Annotated in this window: 12 protein-coding genes; 8 read left to right on the top strand and 4 right to left on the bottom strand. The window is 65.1% G+C overall.

The features are described 5' to 3' along the window. Positions 1–139: 139 nt before the first annotated feature. The 5 genes from FHR95_RS14485 to FHR95_RS14465 all read left to right on the top strand — a co-directional run bounded on the left by FHR95_RS14485 (position 140) and on the right by FHR95_RS14465 (position 5,454). Entirely contained in the window at positions 140–2,146 is a 2,007-nt protein-coding gene (locus FHR95_RS14485; protein ID WP_183314954.1) for a pyrroloquinoline quinone-dependent dehydrogenase, read from the top strand. Continuing rightward, positions 2,143–3,063, top strand: a complete 921-nt coding sequence (locus FHR95_RS14480; protein WP_183314953.1) for an alpha/beta fold hydrolase — start codon at positions 2,143–2,145, stop codon at positions 3,061–3,063. Before FHR95_RS14485 ends, FHR95_RS14480 begins: the two co-directional genes overlap by 4 nt. 79 nt (positions 3,064–3,142) lie before the next feature. Then, positions 3,143–3,592 carry a YHS domain-containing (seleno)protein gene (locus FHR95_RS14475; RefSeq protein WP_183314952.1) on the top strand — a complete coding sequence of 150 codons (450 nt, stop codon included), beginning with the start codon at positions 3,143–3,145 and terminating at the stop codon, positions 3,590–3,592. A gap of 186 nt (positions 3,593–3,778) precedes the next feature. Next, complete coding sequence (locus tag FHR95_RS14470; protein ID WP_040185829.1) at positions 3,779–4,114, top strand: hypothetical protein; 336 nt, start codon at positions 3,779–3,781, stop codon at positions 4,112–4,114. A gap of 242 nt (positions 4,115–4,356) precedes the next feature. Then, the gene (locus FHR95_RS14465; protein ID WP_183314951.1) at positions 4,357–5,454 is read left to right on the top strand and encodes a lipase family protein; all 1,098 of its coding nucleotides are present in this window, start codon (positions 4,357–4,359) and stop codon (positions 5,452–5,454) included. Positions 5,455–5,653: 199 nt separating this feature from the next. Here the strand turns inward: FHR95_RS14465 and FHR95_RS14460 are convergent, their stop codons facing one another. The 4 genes from FHR95_RS14460 to FHR95_RS14445 form a co-directional block, all read right to left on the bottom strand. Continuing rightward, positions 5,654–6,148, bottom strand: a complete 495-nt coding sequence (locus FHR95_RS14460; protein ID WP_183314950.1) for a hypothetical protein — start codon at positions 6,146–6,148, stop codon at positions 5,654–5,656. Between the two features lie 422 nt (positions 6,149–6,570). Then, positions 6,571–7,101, bottom strand: a complete 531-nt coding sequence (locus FHR95_RS14455; protein WP_183314949.1) for an outer membrane beta-barrel protein — start codon at positions 7,099–7,101, stop codon at positions 6,571–6,573. A 577-nt stretch (positions 7,102–7,678) separates the two neighbouring features. Beyond that, positions 7,679–10,315 (bottom strand): Dyp-type peroxidase, encoded by a 2,637-nt coding sequence (locus tag FHR95_RS14450; protein WP_183314948.1) that lies wholly within the window; start codon positions 10,313–10,315, stop codon positions 7,679–7,681. Between the two features lie 4 nt (positions 10,316–10,319). After that, a complete protein-coding gene (locus FHR95_RS14445; RefSeq protein ID WP_183314946.1) occupies positions 10,320–11,591 on the bottom strand; it encodes a hypothetical protein in 1,272 nt (423 codons plus the stop codon). Between the two features lie 264 nt (positions 11,592–11,855). Between FHR95_RS14445 and FHR95_RS14440 the strand changes: the two genes are divergently transcribed. From FHR95_RS14440 to FHR95_RS14430, 3 genes are read left to right on the top strand one after another with little or no spacing between them, the layout of a single operon-like run. Beyond that, a complete protein-coding gene (locus FHR95_RS14440; RefSeq protein WP_221199345.1) occupies positions 11,856–14,900 on the top strand; it encodes a peroxidase family protein in 3,045 nt (1,014 codons plus the stop codon). After that, entirely contained in the window at positions 14,881–15,978 is a 1,098-nt protein-coding gene (locus tag FHR95_RS14435) for a catalase family protein (protein ID WP_183314945.1), read from the top strand. Before FHR95_RS14440 ends, FHR95_RS14435 begins: the two co-directional genes overlap by 20 nt. 20 nt (positions 15,979–15,998) lie before the next feature. Further along, on the top strand, positions 15,999–16,451 hold the full coding sequence (locus FHR95_RS14430; RefSeq protein ID WP_183314944.1) for a hypothetical protein: 453 nt from the start codon (positions 15,999–16,001) through the stop codon (positions 16,449–16,451).

Genomic DNA, 16,451 nt, shown 5'->3' with positions numbered 1-16,451 from the left:
CACCGACGGATAGCAGATGATCGATGCCTTATCCCGTTCAGCATAGCCCAACCCTGCCGCCCCCTCGCTCGCTGATGACATCGCCATGGACTAGCTTCAAAACAGGGATACCCAAGGCCTCTGCCGGGAGACGCCGCCCATGCGCGCGAACTGGATTGCCCGAGGCGTACTCGCCACCGTACTGCTCGGCGTGGCCGGCTGCGACGATTCTCCCCCGCCTCTCGAGATGCGCGGCCCAACGGGCGACTGGCCCCACTACGGTCAAGGTCTCGATGGCCTGCGCTACTCGCCGCTGAACCAGATCTCCCCCGACAACGTCGGCCACCTCGAGGAGGTGTGGCGCTACCAGAGCGGCGACTTCTCCCTCGGCGACGAGAACCAGACCCGCACCTCGCTGCAGGTCACGCCCATCGTGGTGGGCGAGCGGCTGATCTTCTGCACGCCCTACAACCGCGTGATCGCCCTGGATCCGGAAACCGGTGAGGAGCTCTGGCAGTTCGACCCCGAGCTGCAGCTGCGCCGATTGCATGGTGCCTATCCGATGATCTGCCGAGGCGTCGCCTACTGGCAAAACGCCGAGGCCGATGACGGCGAGGCCCGCGAATGCCGGGAGCGGGTCTTCACCGGCACCCAGGACGCCGAACTGATCGCCCTGGACGCCGCCACCGGCCGGCCCTGCCCCGGGTTCGGCGAGGCCGGTCGGCTGGCGCTGCGCGACGCCCTCGGCGAGGATGTCCCGGCCTGGGAGTACTACCCCACCTCGGCACCACTGGTGGTCGACGATCTGGTCATCATCGGCGCCTTGGTGGCTGACAACGTGCGCACCAACGCCCCGCCGGGGGTGGTACGTGCCTTCGATGCCCGCAGCGGCGAACTGGCCTGGGCCTGGGATCCCGTTCCGCCCGACCAGCCCGACACCCCGACCGAGGGCCCCTATCGCCGCTCCACCGCCAATGTCTGGGCGCCAATGGCCGCCGATGCCGAACGTGGCCTGCTGTTCGTGCCCACCGGCAACGCACCGCCGGACTACTTCGGCGGTCAGCGGAACGGCCTCGACTACTACGCCTCCTCGGTCGTCGCCCTGCACACCCGCGGCGAGCAGGCCGGCAGCGTTGCCTGGCACTTCCAGACCGTCCACCACGACCTCTGGGACTATGACGTGGGCGCCCAGCCGTCGCTGATCGAGCTGAACACCGAGGCGGGCCCGGCACCCGCGGTGGTGGTCTCGACCAAGACCGGCCACGTGTTCGTGCTCCACCGCGAGAGCGGCGAGCCGCTGCACCCGGTCGAGGAGCGTCCGGTTCCCGGCAATCCGGCACCAGGCGACACGCTCTCCGCCACGCAACCCTTCCCGGTCACACCGCCCACGCTCTTCCCGCCACAGCTGACCCCGGACGATGCCTGGGGCCTGACCTTCTGGGATCGCGGCCGCTGCCGTCGCCAGATCGAATCGCGACGCGCCGAAGGCATCTTCACGCCGCCCAGCCTGCAGGGCACAGTGGTCTTTCCCGCCGCCACCGGGGGCATCAACTGGGGCAGCGGGGCCATCGATCCGCACCGCAATCTGATGGTGGTCAACCAGTCGCGCGTGCCCACCGGCGTGCGCCTGATTCCCCGCGACGAGTACGCTGCCCTGCCCGAGGAGGAAACCCGCACCGACGCCGGCGGCCTGGCCGGCAACAACCGGCTCTACAGCGAGATGCGCGGCACCCCCTATGCGGTCAGCGTGGAGCTGTTGAGTTCGCCACTGGGCATGCCATGCAGCGCGCCGCCCTGGGGAACGCTGACCGCCGTCGACCTCGACGACGGCGAGATTCGCTGGGAAGTCCCGCTCGGCTCCACTCGGGGCCTGGCCCCCTGGCCCTTCTGGCTGGAGTGGGGGGTGCCCAACATCGGCGGCCCCATCGTCACTGCCAGCGGCCTGGCCTTCATCGGCGCCACCCCGGACCGCTACCTGCGGGCCTTCGACCTGGCGAGCGGCGAAACCCTATGGCGCGCCGATCTGCCCTACGCCGCCCACGCCACCCCGCTGACCTACCGACTCGGCCCCGACCGGCGCCAGTTCCTGGTGGTGGCCGCGGGCGGACACGTGTTCTCCGATCCCGGCGATGCCATCGTCGCCTTCGCCCTGCCGGCACCGCCATGAGTGAGCTCGCCGAACGCTGGGTCGAGCGCTCCGGCTACCGACTTCGCGTGCGCCATGGCGGCGACCCCGAGCACCCCCTGGTGCTCTTCCTGCACGGCTACCCGGACAGCCAGCGCATGTGGCAGGCGACCATGATGGCGCTGGCCGACCGCTACCGGGTGGCTAGCCTGGACTGGCCCGGCGTGCCGGCGGGAGAGCCCCGCCAGCCAGCGCGCCGTTACCGGATCGACGCCCTGCTCGGCGACATCGAGGCGGTCATCGAGGCGCTGGGAGCACAACGCCTGCATTTGGTCGGCCACGACTGGGGGGCTAGCATCGGCTGGTCCTATGTCACTCACCCCGAATATGGCAAGCGGGTACTCAGCTGGAGCTTCATCTCCGGCCCCCACCTGGCGATCTGGCGACAATGGGGCCTCGACGAGCTGAGAAGCCTCGACCCGCGCCGCGCCTGGCCGGTAATCGCCCAGCTGCTTCGTGCCAGCTACACCCTGCCCCTGCTGATCTGGCCGCTGGGCGAGGCGCTATGGCGCCTCGGTGGTGTGAACGCCTGGCGAGCTGTGCTGCGCTTTGCCGGCGTCCCTGCGGGCGACGCCCTGCTCGAGGAAAGCCGCGCGCAGGTGCTCAACATGGCGCTCGGCCCCATGGCGCTCTACCGCCAGAACGTGCTCCATCCGCCACCGCTGCCAGCGCAAGGCAGCGTGACCTGCCCGGTGCAGCTGATCATCGCCGAGCGCGACCCCTTCGTCTCAGAGGCCGGCTATGCCAACCTCGGCGACTACGCCACCGACCTGCGCACCGCCCGCCTGCCCGGCTCCCACTGGGTGACCCGCAGCCATCCCGAGAAGACCCTGCGCGTGCTGCACGACTTCCTTGCCGAGATTGCCGATTCCCAGGCAGCGGCGGAAAAGGCCGAGTAAGGCCAGCGGCCGTTTCTCGACAGAAGCTCATCACCATCATGTCGAGACGAAAGACCGCAAGGTCGAAAGGAGGTGAACCATGACACCCAGGCGTGGATGGATGGCAGTCGCCCTGGTAGTAAGCCTGGCCTGGTCCCTGGGCGCGGCCGCCGAGGGACGTATCTTCACTCGCGATGGCCTGGCCATCGGCGGCACGGACCCGGTGGCCTACTTCACACAGGGCGAGCCGGTAGAGGGCTCACCTGAACATCAGTTGGAGTGGCGCAATGCCACCTGGCACTTCGCCTCGGCGGAGCATCGCCAGCGGTTCGAGGCAAACCCCGAGGCCTATGCCCCCCAGTATGGTGGCTGGTGCGCCTGGGCAGCGGCCCGCGGCGAGGCCGCCTCGACCGTGCCCGAGGCGTGGAAGATCGTCGACGACAAGCTCTATCTGAACTACAGCCGCTGGATCCAATGGCGCTGGGAGCGCGACATTCCCGGCTATATCGAGGCGGCGGATGAGCACTGGCCGGACATCTTCGCGGAGTAAGCCCGCCTAATGGGGCTGCTGCATCAGGCGGGCACAAGGTTAGCCGAAATCGGCCTTCGCCAGGGTTCGAGCGGGTGCGCAAAGCGCAACAATTTTTCAGTTGAGCTCGTCGCCCTGGCTCAGGCAGGATGAAAACAGGAGAGCACGCCAAGGACGGATCCATGGCATACCCCCGGAGGAGCCAAAATGCAGCCGCTGAGCTACTATTACTACAACGTACTGGAAGGCCTCGAGAAGCCGAGCGATGTACCGAAGGTCGAACTGCAGGAGGGCTATGACATCCTGTATCGCCACGGTGGACGCGTCGAGATCGACCTGATGCGCAATGCCGAAGATGGCGACGCTCAGGGTGAGCCCTATCACTGGTACGAAGATCTTGATGACGAGCAGCGAGCGAAACTGCACAAGGCCCTGGATGCCGGCGACCCGGCGAAGATCCTCAAGATCATGCAGCGCAACGGCTACGCAGGCGTGCTCTATCACTATGCCTGTGAGAATTTCCAGACGGAGGCCAGTGCCTAATTAGACGGCACGTGCCACCGCAACAGAAGGGCCCGCGAGTGATCGCGGGCCCTTTTTGTTGCGGGAGGGTGCATCGCATCTGCATGACGCATGCGGTGGTGCGTTCAGGCTCCTGACCGGCAAGAGAGATGCCCTCAACCGATCTGTTGCCTATCCTTGAAAGGGGCGCGGCAATCACCCCGTGTCTTTCGCCATTCGCGTAGTCGCCACTGTCGCCACTGTCGCCAAACCGGAAACCGACAATGAAGTGCGCACTGATCCTTATCCCCGGCCTCGACCCGGCACAGCAAGATCATTACCGTGACGTGCTCGTGCGCAATCTCGTCACGGTCGAAGAGACGGTCCGCGTTCTCGAGCGCGGCGATGCCGGCGTGCCCGGCGAGCGGGTAGTCTCTCTGCACGTCGACGGTCTGCACGTCGACGGTCTGCATGTCGAAGAAGGGAGCGAGCAGACGACCACGCTGCATGTTTATGAGGCGTGGTGGGGAGATCTGGTCGAGCGGCCCGAACAACACACGCCCGCGCGGGCCATCCTCGAAGGCTTTCAACTGCTGGCCTACTGGCTTCATCCCAGCCTCCGGCCGGCGTTCACGCAGTCGCGCTTTCTCGCCTTGAGCCTGGTGCTGTCGTCACTGCTGCTGCTGTGGTATGTCGGCATTCTGACCGCGGGACTGGCCGCGATCGGCGCCGACGGCAGCCTCGGGGCGCTGAGCGAACACGCCCGGGCATTCGCCGATACGGTCGGCGGTCATGCGATCTGGGTGGCGCTGGCCGGTGTGCTCGCGCTGCTGCCGGTCAATGCCCTGGTGGCGATTGCCGGCTTCACCCGGCGCTATTTGACGAACATGTCCCGTGCCAACGAGACAGGCATCCGCGACGCCATCCGCGCCCGTGTGCAACGCGTGCTGAGACAGACCGATGCACAAGGCTACGACCGAACCGTGATCGTCGCGCACAGTTTTGGGACCGTGATTGCCGCCGACCTGATCGCGGAGTTATCGCCTCACGAGGATAGACAGTTGCAGGTAATCACGCTGGGCTCGCCAGCACGGGTACTCGCTTATCGTTCGCGCTGGGTGAGCAAGACGCTCGAGCGCGCTATCGCCAGCCTGGTGGTAACAGCGTGGCATGACTATTATTCCGAGCAGGACTGGATGTGCTCGGCAATGCTCGAGGCAGACCGGCCGAACCCGCTGCGGCAAAGCCATCGATTGGAACGCGAAGCGCCGCTGGCCGACCGACTCACGGGCGTGACCCATAAGGCCTATTTTCGCGATCGAGAGGTGTTAGGGGGTATTCTCGCCTTGCTCGACGACGTGAGCCCTTCGCCACCGCGCTGATGGAGGTTAACAGGCACCATCCTCGACAGGCGCAAGGCACCCTTGCGAAGCTCGCGCCATGCACCCCCCAAACAGCCTGGCAAATACCTCAACGCGCACCCGGGCATTGCGCTGCTCGATGTCATGGCAAAACCCGGCCGCTCATACCGGTCAGGGTCAAGGGTTGGCTCAGCGGACGCCTCAGGGAAAAGTGTCACGATCATTCGTTAATGGCGTCTCGAATCCCTTCATCGATCCTCGCGAGATCCATTTGGATTTCCGCCACGAGTTCACTATAGCCAGAAGTTCCGGGTTGCAGCTCTTTCAAGCGCGCCACTTTACCCTCTTTCTGCTCCATCAGAGCATTAACCACGTCTCGCAACGAAGATAATTTGCTATCGATTCGAGATAGCTCCTGATTCGCCTCGTCCAACTCCCCGCTAAGGCGCTCAATCGTCTCTCTGGAATTGTCTAGATCTTCCTGAACCTCACTGATCGACGTAAGCTGAGAGTCTTTCCAAAATTCGGCGCCAAAACCGAAGATGCTCAAGGCCAGCGAAAAGCCCATGAAAACGTAAATAGAATTCAGGATGGACTTTCTTGGACTGGTCTGCCTCTGCTCCTCCCGGAGGAGAAGATATGCTAATATAGCCAAGATGCAGCCTAGACCGATCGCCCCATAGCTCAATAATTTTACGAAGTTTAGTGCCTCCATACGGCCCTCGATCTAGCATCTTCGCGCCAAACAGTGATCAGATTAGACGCTATGACATTGGATGAACGAGCATACGGTCTTTACCGGAAAGCTAGCTTAGGATCGATGGTTAACGAAGCTTTTCATCAGCATAGCCTCAAATTCTCGTATCGGCCAGAAGCGCAAGATTGATAAAATTTGATATACGATTGAGCCACCGGGCGTCGTAAGGACGTGTCGATTTAAAGAGAAATGATGTGAGCTGACTTCTGGAAGTATTGGATCAAGGACTGCCAACTTCATTGCGTGACAAGGCGACAGTAAAAGTGTACCAGAACCCGGCACCGGAAATGACAGGTGCAGATTTCAGATGTCAATCTTGCCCGGTGATGTGAGAGGAAGGGGGAGGCAACCCCCTCCCACTCGGTGCGTGATCGAGCAGTTTAGAACTTGAACAATGCACCGATGGAAAATAGATCAATGTCATTGTCAATATCATACCACTCCCACTCACCGACAATGCCGAGCTGGTCAGTGAACATATATTGACCGCCGAGGCCATACATGAGGTCAGTGCCATCGTCGTCAGTACCGGAAGCAGCACCGCCCCCTTTAACATCCCAGATAATCGTGCCGAACTTGCCGAACACGCCGACCTGATCGTTGAGCGGCAGAATGCCTTTCGCAGCGAGTGTCCAGCCGTCCGCTTCAGCGCTGACTGCCGAACCGCCTACGGATCCACTGATCTCACCAAAATCGATCCAAGCGGCCTCGAAGGCGATATTCGCATTCATCTCCCAACCGCCGAAGATCTTCCAGCTGGTATCATTATCGTCGCAACTGGTGACACCATCACACGCATCGATGGTTGCCTGCCCGATGCCCGCTCCACCATAGAAGCCATTCTCTGCGAGGGCATTGCCCGTCAAACCCAGCGTCAACAAAATGGCACCAATGATTTTCGTTTTGTTCATGACCTGCTCCTAATAGCAGCCCCGCAAGAATCATCCGGACAAACCTTTTATACCTGCTGTACAACAGTATAGTGTAATTCGACTGACCCTCCCCTCTACCTGAATCCGTGAGGCCGACCCTGGAATGCATCTAACCCACTGACCTGCATGGCAATATAGCGGATATCGCCATTCGCCCAGACAGTACTATGCGGCAGCGCTTTAAGATCACCGGTGTCGACAGCATCGACAACCACTTCCCCACCACCTGTGCATGCGCACCAGCGACGTGGATTTTCGGCGATTTCGTATCTTTTCGCCTTCTTCTATCGCGCTGCAAGCAGCGCTTCTACAAAAAAAACCTTCCCCGGCTCGGGGTGTGCTCGGGCCGATCTTGGGGCACGCTACCGCTAGGCGGGCCCGCGGGGTCACGCCTTCCTGGCGTTGCGGAATAGAAAAGCCGTCCTTTGGCGGCAATACGCATCCCCGCTGAAACATCCGGTAACATCCACACTACCAAGGATTTCTTTGGGTTGCGTAACCGGGGCCTCGTGAAAAAGTCGTAGACATGTGGTGCGCATGCCCAAACGGCCTCTACTCAGGGCGTGAAGTGCTTTTCATCGTTGATGCGCTGGCGCACCCGCGAGGTCTCGTAGTAGATCAACTTACGGGCGCGGTTCTGGTTGCCCAGCGGGCGATGTTCGGGCAGGGCGTGCCAGGGGTTGATGGTGAGTTCGCGAGCGAGTTGGTCGCGCTCCGGGGTGTCGAATGCCTGACGCGGGATACGCAGCCGCGCCACCGGAATTTCCTCGGAGGTCCAGATCACCGAGGCGTCCTCGATGGGCATGGTCACCGGGTCTTCCTGGAACTGTAGGCGCAGTTCGAAGACCACCTCGTCCTCTTCCGCCAGGGTGCTCACCATGGCCTGGCGCAGGTAGTTGTCCGGAGCCGGCAGCGGCACCTTGGTGCGGCGCTCGCCTAATGGCACGAAGCGGTACTTGATCGCTCGGCCCTTGCCGAACAGGTAGGGCACGCAGCTCCAATAGCTGGCCTCGAAGGGGCTGCCGTGCGCCTTGGCGTAGAGGCCCTGCAGCAGCATGTCGAGGTAGTGGGAATCGAAAGGGTTGAGGAAGTGCCACACCGGCATGCCGGCGCCGATCAGCCGCTGCAGCTTGGCGTTCTCGTAGACGTCCGGGGTGGTGAAGGTCGGCGAGCTGATGGCCGAGAAGTCCTGGGTATGCGACTCATCCTCGAGCAGGGTCTCCCCGGGCACGCCGAGCACCTTCACGCCCAGGCTGAGCACGCCGTTGTTGCGGATGTCCGGCGTCACCCTGGGCCCCGGGCCGCCGAAGCGCACCCAGGCCTCGAAGCGGCGCGGCGCGGCGAACAGGCCACAGCGTAGCTTCTCGGGCAGTTCCAGCACCTCGAACTCGGCGGCGAGCAGGCCGTAGGTCTTGGTGTTGCCGGCGCGCTCGGCGGTGCCGTGGCGGTAGGTGCGCAGCAGGAAGTCGCTCATCTGCTCGGTGATGCGTCGGGTCACCTCATCCTCGCCGGGTAGCCGCCGCTCCTCGGCAATGGCCAGGTCGGCGTCGATGCCATGCCGGCGGCGACGCCACAGGATCCAACTCTGCAGGGCGTCGGTGGCCGGCTGCTGGAGCAGGCGGTCGAGACCGTTGCGCAATCGCGTGGCGCGCCGCGCCAGGGCAATGCCGTTCTCCAGCGCGCGATTGAGGCTGCGTCCGCTGCGCAGCCACCAGGTATCCGGCAGCAGCGTGGCCGGCGCGGCAGGGGCACTGATGGCGCTGGTCAGCCGTGGCGGTGGCACGGCCAGGTAGCGCAGCGCACGCAGGCCCGGCAGAAAGAAGTAGCCTCCGCCCAGCACCCGCACAAAACGCGGCAGGTCATGGTAGCGCTGGCGCACCGGTTCGTCCGGCACGGTGAAGGTGGCCCGGCCGTTACCCCGCGCGCCGATCAGGGGGTCGGTGTCGGCATGCAGGCCGGCGAAGTTGGGGTTCTCGGCCCAGGTGTGCTGGACGAACTCGAACTGGCGACTGATATCGGCATTCAGGCACAGGAAGTGCAAACCACGCTCGAGGCCGTCGTCGCCGGCGGCGAGCAGGTCGTCCGGCATCAGGCTCTCCGCCAGCGGCGGCCCATAAACACGGCCACGCCGCAGCAGTCGGTGGCGATGGTTGATGGCGAGGGAATCCTCGCTGCCCGGCTTGGGTGGCAGCATGTCGCGGGGGTTGGTGCGCCGGATATGGGCGCCCAGGGGGCACTTGAGTCCCTCGGCGTCCTCATGGTGGTAGCCGAAGTCGTTGTCGGTGCCCTCCCCCGCTGGGCGCTCGGGTGCCTTGACCAGCGGCTCGCCATCGGGCCAACGGCCAACCATCCTGGCCGCCAGCGCCAGCCGTGCCTGGCGATCGGGCGTGGCGTCATCGAGCCACGACCAGAAGCGGTGGACATCCTGGCCGAGCTGGCGAAACACCAGGTAGCTGCCATTACGCCCCAGGTCGTGCAGGTCACTGTCCTGGGTCACCTCCGGCAGGAGGTTCTCGGGATCCTCGAGGGGATCGACCAGCGGCCCCATCGTGAATTGATTACGCGCGTTGGGGTAACCGAGAATGAACTCCCCGGACGCCACCCTGTGCCGCGGGTCGCGGCTGGTGCTGAGGCCGGCCAGCTTGGGCTGGGAGATACCGTCGCGAAAACCGAAATGCTCACGGCCATCGGCCAGGGAGCGGCTCCCCAAGGTCTTCACCACCGTGATGCCGGCCTCGGCGAGGGTCTGGCGCTGCGCCTCCAGAAGTTCCTCGAGTGCGTGAGGGGTCGCGGCGTACACCATAAGCACGGCATGGAGTGTCGCGCCCTCGGTTCCCCCCCACTGCCAGTGCTCGGGTGCACTCTCGCCGGTATCACCCAGGATGCGGCTGCGCCGGGGCGAACCGGCGATGCCCTCGCGAAACTCGCGAGAGAAGCCCTTGAGCGCCTGCCAGGAGAGCTCCAAGTGTTCCAACCCCGCCCAGGTGAAGGCGAGGTGCAGGCGTTGGCCGCCTCGCGGACGCCCCGCTGCGGCGCTCTCGATACCCCTAGCCGTTTCGCCCACCCAGGCGCGGGCCCTTCCCGGGTCGTCAAAGGCCAGCAGCAAGAAGCTGGCGTGGGGCAGCTCGCCATAGCCGCTGGCCAGAATGCCTTGGATATCGCCGAGCTCCAGCTCGCTGTCGTTGCGTGACATGGGCCTAGAACCTCTGCAGCCAGGCGCGGCATTGCGCCTCGCTCATGGCGCCGGAGAGCCCGGCGCGGATAGCGGCGTTGTTGGCCAGGTTGACCGCCGTCAAACCGGCCAGCGCCGGCGCCCGGTACCACACCGTCGTGGGCACCTGGTGGTCACGGTAGTAGGCCTTGAAGGCCTGCTCGTCGGAGGCCCCGCCGAACAGCAAAAAGCGCGTGCGTGGCCAGCCCTCACCGTTGCTGAACACCAGGTTGAGACCGAAGGCGACGCGTTCGATGAAGTCGTCCTGATAGCTCTCGGGGCTGCCATCGAAGTTGCTGAAGAAGTACACCCGCTCGCCCTTGTCGATGATCACCCAGCGGGCGAAGTGGATGGTGTCGATCTCGGCCAGCTTGCCGCGGTAGAAGACCCGCGAGGCGGCCAGGTTCAGCAGCCAGAGGGCAACGTGCAACACCAGGCGCCGGAAGGGGCCCGCCTGGATATGACCCACGGCGGCGAGCTGGTTGTGCACGCCGCGGTCTTCGTCGGCCTCGAGTCGGCGCACATGCGCGTCCCGCGGGCGGCGGTTGTGGGGGGGATTGGCCATCTCGTGCAGGCGCAGCACCAACAGTGCCAGCAGGGTCAACGGCAACAGCAGCACCGCGAGCACCAGCCCCGCCAGGGCGATAGCACCCAGCAACAGCCAGCCCCCGAGCCAGCGCCAGCGATCGGGGCCAGACGCCGGGGTCAGTGCCTCACGCAGCTCGCTGCGCTCGTCGACGAAGCTAATCAAGGCGCGGCGAACCTGCTCGGCGGAGCGACCCTGCCACTCGCCCTCGTCCAGGTGGCGCTGCAGGGCTTCGTGCAGGCGGGCCTCGAGGCTCACCTGGGCCAGGCTGCGACCCAGCGTATTGACATAGAAGGCCCCCACCCGCTGGCGATGGTCGGCAAGAAAGGTGCGAACCTGCGCCTCGGACGCGTCGTCGGGAAAATCACGGCAGTGGCTAAGCAGCTCGCGCAGCCCGGCTCCGCCGACCGCGACAAGTTCGTGCAGGTGGGTGTCGAGGTCACCGTCGACATTGGTCGTCAGCACCAGTTTCGGCGGATAGCGGAGTCCGCCGCGGCGGTGGGCCTCGGGCAGCAGCACCAGCCGAGCGAAATGCACCCCCTCGAGGCGGGCGAAAGGCAATACGGCGTTGCCGCCAGGGTCCTCACGCAGCCGCTCGAGCTGGGCCTGCAGCAACGCCTCATGGCCGGGTCTCACGGTCATGACCAGGTTGAGGGCTGACTGGGTGATCATCGCTCCCTCCTCTGGCTCTGTGCGAAAACGTGCGGCGACTTGTCGGCCTATGCGCTCCGTGCATCGACGTTTTGGCGCTGCGGTGCGGGTCGCTGGCGCGTCCGATGCCGGTCACTCCCCTTGCTTCGTCGCAGTCTAGTCAAGGGTCGAGATGGCAGCGTAAGAAATCCGTTGACTATACTTGCTGCGAACCATCGCCGATCAACGTGGAATCGCACCGGGAGCCCCGCGCTCCGACGCGCTTCCCCAGGGAGGTTTGCCGGCATGTCAACTGTGCTTCCGGGAACGCGGCTCGCCGTCATGAGTTCAGCGACTAATTCCCTGCCCCCCCACCATCGACAGCAGCCTCGTCGACGCTGGCATCGCCGAGAGGGGCTCGCCGTCGTCGCCTTGCTGGCTCTGCTGACCACGCCCGCCGCCGTCGTTGCTGACGATGACGCCATCGCCCTCTCCCCCGAGGCGGATAGGCCCTCTTGGCTGGAGACCTGGTCATCGCTGCGGGCCTGCAAGCGCCTGATAAGCGACGGCCTGCGCGAGGTACCCGATGACCGGGCCGACCGCTTCCTCGGCAAGGTGCAGGAGCATACCGCCCGGTGCCGCGGCGGCCAGCGCGCGGTGGAGGCGCAACGTCGCGACACCCCCTGGGTCGACTGGCAGTACTACTGGGCCACCGGTGACGGTGCATCGCGCAACGCCAACTACGACAGCGGCTGGATTCGCCATCTGGTCGGCGGCCTCAGCGAGTGGGTGCATCTCAACCCCAACGACCGCGGTATCGATGGCGCCCTGATGGACCTGGAATTCCAGCGGGTCGAGCTGATCAAGTTCAACCTCTTCGATAATTACACCTACCGCGACTATGTGCTGGGTCGCGACGGCGCCCCCGGCACCACCCTGACCCGCTGGGACGAGATGCGGCTGCCACCCGAGCATCCCGAGTACCAGGCGGTGGGCGGCGACGACGAGCAACTGTGCCAGGGCGAGCTGATCCGCCATCGCACCCTGACGGGCATTTGCAACGATCTGCGCAACCCGCTGATGGGTGCCACCGGCACCGAGTTCGCCCGCAATGTCGAACTGGACGAGACCTTCCCCGATGCGGGCCATACCGCGCTGACACGGGCCCGCCACGGCGACCGACTCGACCTGATGACGCCCGATCCTCAGCGCATCAGCCAGGCGCTGTTCACTCGAGAACAATCGCAACCCGAGCGTTGCAACGAGGGCCGCGGGCTGCCCGGTCACTCGGCCGAGGCCCACTGCGACTACCACGAGGCCCCCTTCTTCAACGTGCTGGCGGCCTTCTGGATCCAGTTCATGACCCACGACTGGTTCTCTCACCTGGACGAAGGCGCCAACGACGCCTCGACGTTGCGCTCAGCGGGCTGCGACCTCAACGACGACCCGGCCGAGGAGGTCGGCTGCCGCCCGGATGACGCCTTCCAGCCCAGCCTGGTCGCCAGGAATACGCCACCCGAGACCTTCGAGCATCAGGGCGAGACCTACCTGACACGGGCCCACCGCACCTTCGACAACCACGTCACCGCCTGGTGGGATGCCTCGCAGCTCTACGGTTACGACGAGACCAGCGCGAGCCGCGTCAAGCGCGACCCCGAGGACCCCGCCCGGCTGCAACTGGTCAAGAATGACGGCCGCGGCTCGGGCTATCTGCCCCGCTTTGGCCCGCCCTGCGAGACGACCACCAGCGATGCCACCTGTGACCGCATCCATCCGGCCTGGAGCGGCCAGGAGGCGACCGCCTTCCCCGACAACTGGACCGTGGGCACGGCCTTCTACCACAACGTCTTCGCCCGCGAGCACAACGCCTTCGTCGACACCTTCCGCCAGCAGGCGGCGGCGACGCCAGACGCCGACTCCGGGCTACGTGACCCCGCCGCACCGCAACAGGTCATCCGCTATGCCGACGTCACCGACGACGAGCTCTACGAGGCCGCGCGCCTGGTGGTCGCGGCGATGATCGCCAAGATTCACACCATCGAGTGGACCCCTCAGCTGCTTTACGACGAACCGCTCTACCGCGGCATGAATTCCAACTGGAGCGGGCTCTTCCACGAACATGCATTGGTCGAAGGCGCGCTGTCGCGGGTACTCGACCGGCTGCGCGATTCCGACGATGACCGCCATGCCAACGCCTGGTACTCGGTGCTGGCGGCCGGCCCCGGCATCTTCGGCCTGGGCAGCGAGCGTTACGCGGATCGCTCTCTGTTCTCGACGTTGCTGAACGGCCGCGAGGACATCTGGTCGCTGGAGAAACCGGAGCACGTCAACGGCGGCACCAACCACTTCGGTTCGCCGTTCAACTTCCCCGAGGAGTTCATCACCGTCTACCGTCTCCATCCGCTGGTCCCCGACCTACTGGAGGTGCGCGAGCTCGAAGCCCCCAACGAGGTCGTCAAGAAAGTGCCGGCACTGGAAGGCTTCCGCGCCGGCGCCAGCGACCTGCTGCACGAGGAAGGGCTCAGCGACTGGGCGCTGAGCATGGGGCGCCAGCGTCTGGGCCTGCTGACCCTGGGCAACCACGGCCGCTTCTTGCAGAACCTGGCGATGGGCCACCTGGGCAGCGAATCGGGCCGCCTGGATATCGCCGCGCTGGACATCATCCGCGACCGTGAACGCGGCGTGCCCCGCTTCAATGAGTTTCGCCGCCAATATGGCCTCAAGCAGCTGACCAGCTTCGATGACTTCATCGATAGCAGCCTGCCGGCGGATTCCGCCGAACGTCAGCGCCAGGAGGCACTGGTCGCGAAGATGCGCGAGATCTACGGCCAGCATGTGTGCGATGCCAGCAAGATCATCTCTCACGCCCAGCGTGACGCCGCGGGGAACTATCCGAATGACTGCCTGGGCCATCCCGACGGTACTCGGGTGGACAACATCGAGGACGTCGATGCCGTGGTCGGCTGGCTCGCCGAGCCGGTCCGTCCCCACGGCTACGCCATCTCCGAGACGCAGTTCGTGGTGTTCATCCTCAACGCCTCGCGCCGGCTGTTCAGCGACCGCTTCTTCACCTCGAGCTTCCGTCCCGAGTTCTACACGCAACTGGGCCACGACTGGATAATGAACAATGGTCCCGACGGTGTAGTGATGGAGACCCGTACCAGTAACGGACACGAGCAACCGGTGTCGCCGATGAAGCGAGTGCTGCAACGCGCGATGCCGGAACTCGCCGACGAGCTCGACCCAGTGGTCAATGTCTTCGACCCGTGGGCCCGGGACCGTGGCGACTACTACTCGCTGGACTGGACACCGCGCCCGAGAGCCGAGAGCGATGCGGCCTTCGATCAATAACCGCGCCGCTGGCAGGCTGGTCGCCGCCTTTGGCGTCGTACTGCTCGCCGGCTGTGGTGACGACACCCCGAAGCTGGGGCTTGGCGAAGAGCACATCGCCGCCAACGAAGCCGAGCTGGCCGACGCCATGACGGCACGCATTCTCGAGATCAGCCGGCGCCATCAGGCGGCGGGCGAGGCCATCCCACGTTTCAACCAGCCCAAGACGGTCGCCTGTGCCCGCGCCACCTTCACGGTGCCGCGCCATACGGGCGAGTTGTCTCGCGGGCTGTTCGCCGAACCCGGCGACTATGAGGCGATCCTGCGTTTCGCCAATGCCACTCAGCAGGATGACCGCGAGAAGGACCTGCGCGGCCTGTCGGTACGCCTCACCGGCGTGGACGGTGCCCAGAGCGTCGACGGCCCCAGCGGCCGACAGGACTTTCTGTTCAACAGCTATCCGGCGCTGTTCGCCGGTACCCCGGAAGACTTCTCCCGCTTCGTCTCGGCAGTGGCCGACGGCCGGCGCTGGTGGTACTTCCTCAACCCCCTGGCACCTCAGCCCAAGTCGCTGTGGATCGCGCTGCGCGCCCGCAGCCAGCCCGATAGCCCCCTCGCCGTCAGCTACTACAGCACGACCCCCTATCGCTACGGCGACGACGCGACCTCGGCGGTGAAATATGCCGTGCGCCCGTGTGACGGCCGCGACGGGGAGGCGGCGGAAGGCATCCGCGACGACGATCCCGACTACCTGCGTCACGCCATGGCCGCCCAATTGGCCGAGGACGAGGCCTGCCTGTCATTCCAGGTGCAGTTCCAGACCGACCCCGAGGCCATGCCCATCGAGGACGCCTCGGTGGTCTGGGATGAGGAGGCCTCGCCTTTCCGACCGGTGGCACGGCTGACACTGCCACCCCAGACGATCGACACGCCACAGGCCCTGGCGCGCTGTGACGCCCTGGCCTTCAACCCCTGGAACACCCATCCGGCCCATCGCCCCCTGGGCGGCATCAACCGCGTGCGGCGTGACATCTATCAGGCCGCGGGTGAACACCGCACCACCCACAATGCGACGCTCTCGGATACCGAGACGCCCTGACCGGCAAAGGAAACCCTGCGATGAGCCCCACCGTTCAACAATGGCTGGCGATGTCCCGCGAGCAGCTCGACGAGCTCTATCGGCAGGCCGAACCGGGCAAGATCCCCCACGGCGACACCCGCGGCACGCCCATCGTCGCCGGCAGCTCCCTGGCGCGCGCCTACGCCCGCTTCGCCCGCCTGTTCGCCTGGCAGGGCAAGGTCTTCGACATGTTCGCCGAGGATGGCTCGGCCGGGGTGCTGGTCAACAAGGTGACCCCGCTAAGCCTCTCCTTCGTGGTCGCCAAGGTCTACCGCGCACCGAGCTGGATGGACGAGCGGGAGACCATCGTCATCGACTACTCGACCACCTCCTTCTTCTTTCGCGCCGTACGCGACGAGATTCGCGAGGTTGAGCCCGGGGTCTATCTAGGCAAGGTGTGGCTGGGCAAGACCCGCATTCTGGACTTCGCGCTGGAATCTCCAACCTCCTGA

This window comes from Halomonas fontilapidosi (assembly GCF_014192285.1).
Classification (GTDB): domain Bacteria; phylum Pseudomonadota; class Gammaproteobacteria; order Pseudomonadales; family Halomonadaceae; genus Halomonas; species Halomonas fontilapidosi.
Note: the sequence above shows the minus strand (reverse complement) of the source record. Positions and strands in the feature narration are given on the sequence as shown.

Coding starts and splice junctions, on each gene's coding strand:
- FHR95_RS14470 (WP_040185829.1), top strand. CDS start 3,779: ATGCAGCCGCTGAGCTACTATTACTACAACGTACTGGAAGGCCTCGAG.
- FHR95_RS14455 (WP_183314949.1), bottom strand. CDS start 7,101: ATGAACAAAACGAAAATCATTGGTGCCATTTTGTTGACGCTGGGTTTG.
- FHR95_RS14480 (WP_183314953.1), top strand. CDS start 2,143: ATGAGTGAGCTCGCCGAACGCTGGGTCGAGCGCTCCGGCTACCGACTT.
- FHR95_RS14465 (WP_183314951.1), top strand. CDS start 4,357: ATGAAGTGCGCACTGATCCTTATCCCCGGCCTCGACCCGGCACAGCAA.
- FHR95_RS14450 (WP_183314948.1), bottom strand. CDS start 10,315: ATGTCACGCAACGACAGCGAGCTGGAGCTCGGCGATATCCAAGGCATT.
- FHR95_RS14475 (WP_183314952.1), top strand. CDS start 3,143: ATGACACCCAGGCGTGGATGGATGGCAGTCGCCCTGGTAGTAAGCCTG.
- FHR95_RS14435 (WP_183314945.1), top strand. CDS start 14,881: ATGCGGCCTTCGATCAATAACCGCGCCGCTGGCAGGCTGGTCGCCGCC.
- FHR95_RS14460 (WP_183314950.1), bottom strand. CDS start 6,148: ATGGAGGCACTAAACTTCGTAAAATTATTGAGCTATGGGGCGATCGGT.
- FHR95_RS14485 (WP_183314954.1), top strand. CDS start 140: ATGCGCGCGAACTGGATTGCCCGAGGCGTACTCGCCACCGTACTGCTC.
- FHR95_RS14445 (WP_183314946.1), bottom strand. CDS start 11,591: ATGATCACCCAGTCAGCCCTCAACCTGGTCATGACCGTGAGACCCGGC.
- FHR95_RS14430 (WP_183314944.1), top strand. CDS start 15,999: ATGAGCCCCACCGTTCAACAATGGCTGGCGATGTCCCGCGAGCAGCTC.
- FHR95_RS14440 (WP_221199345.1), top strand. CDS start 11,856: ATGTCAACTGTGCTTCCGGGAACGCGGCTCGCCGTCATGAGTTCAGCG.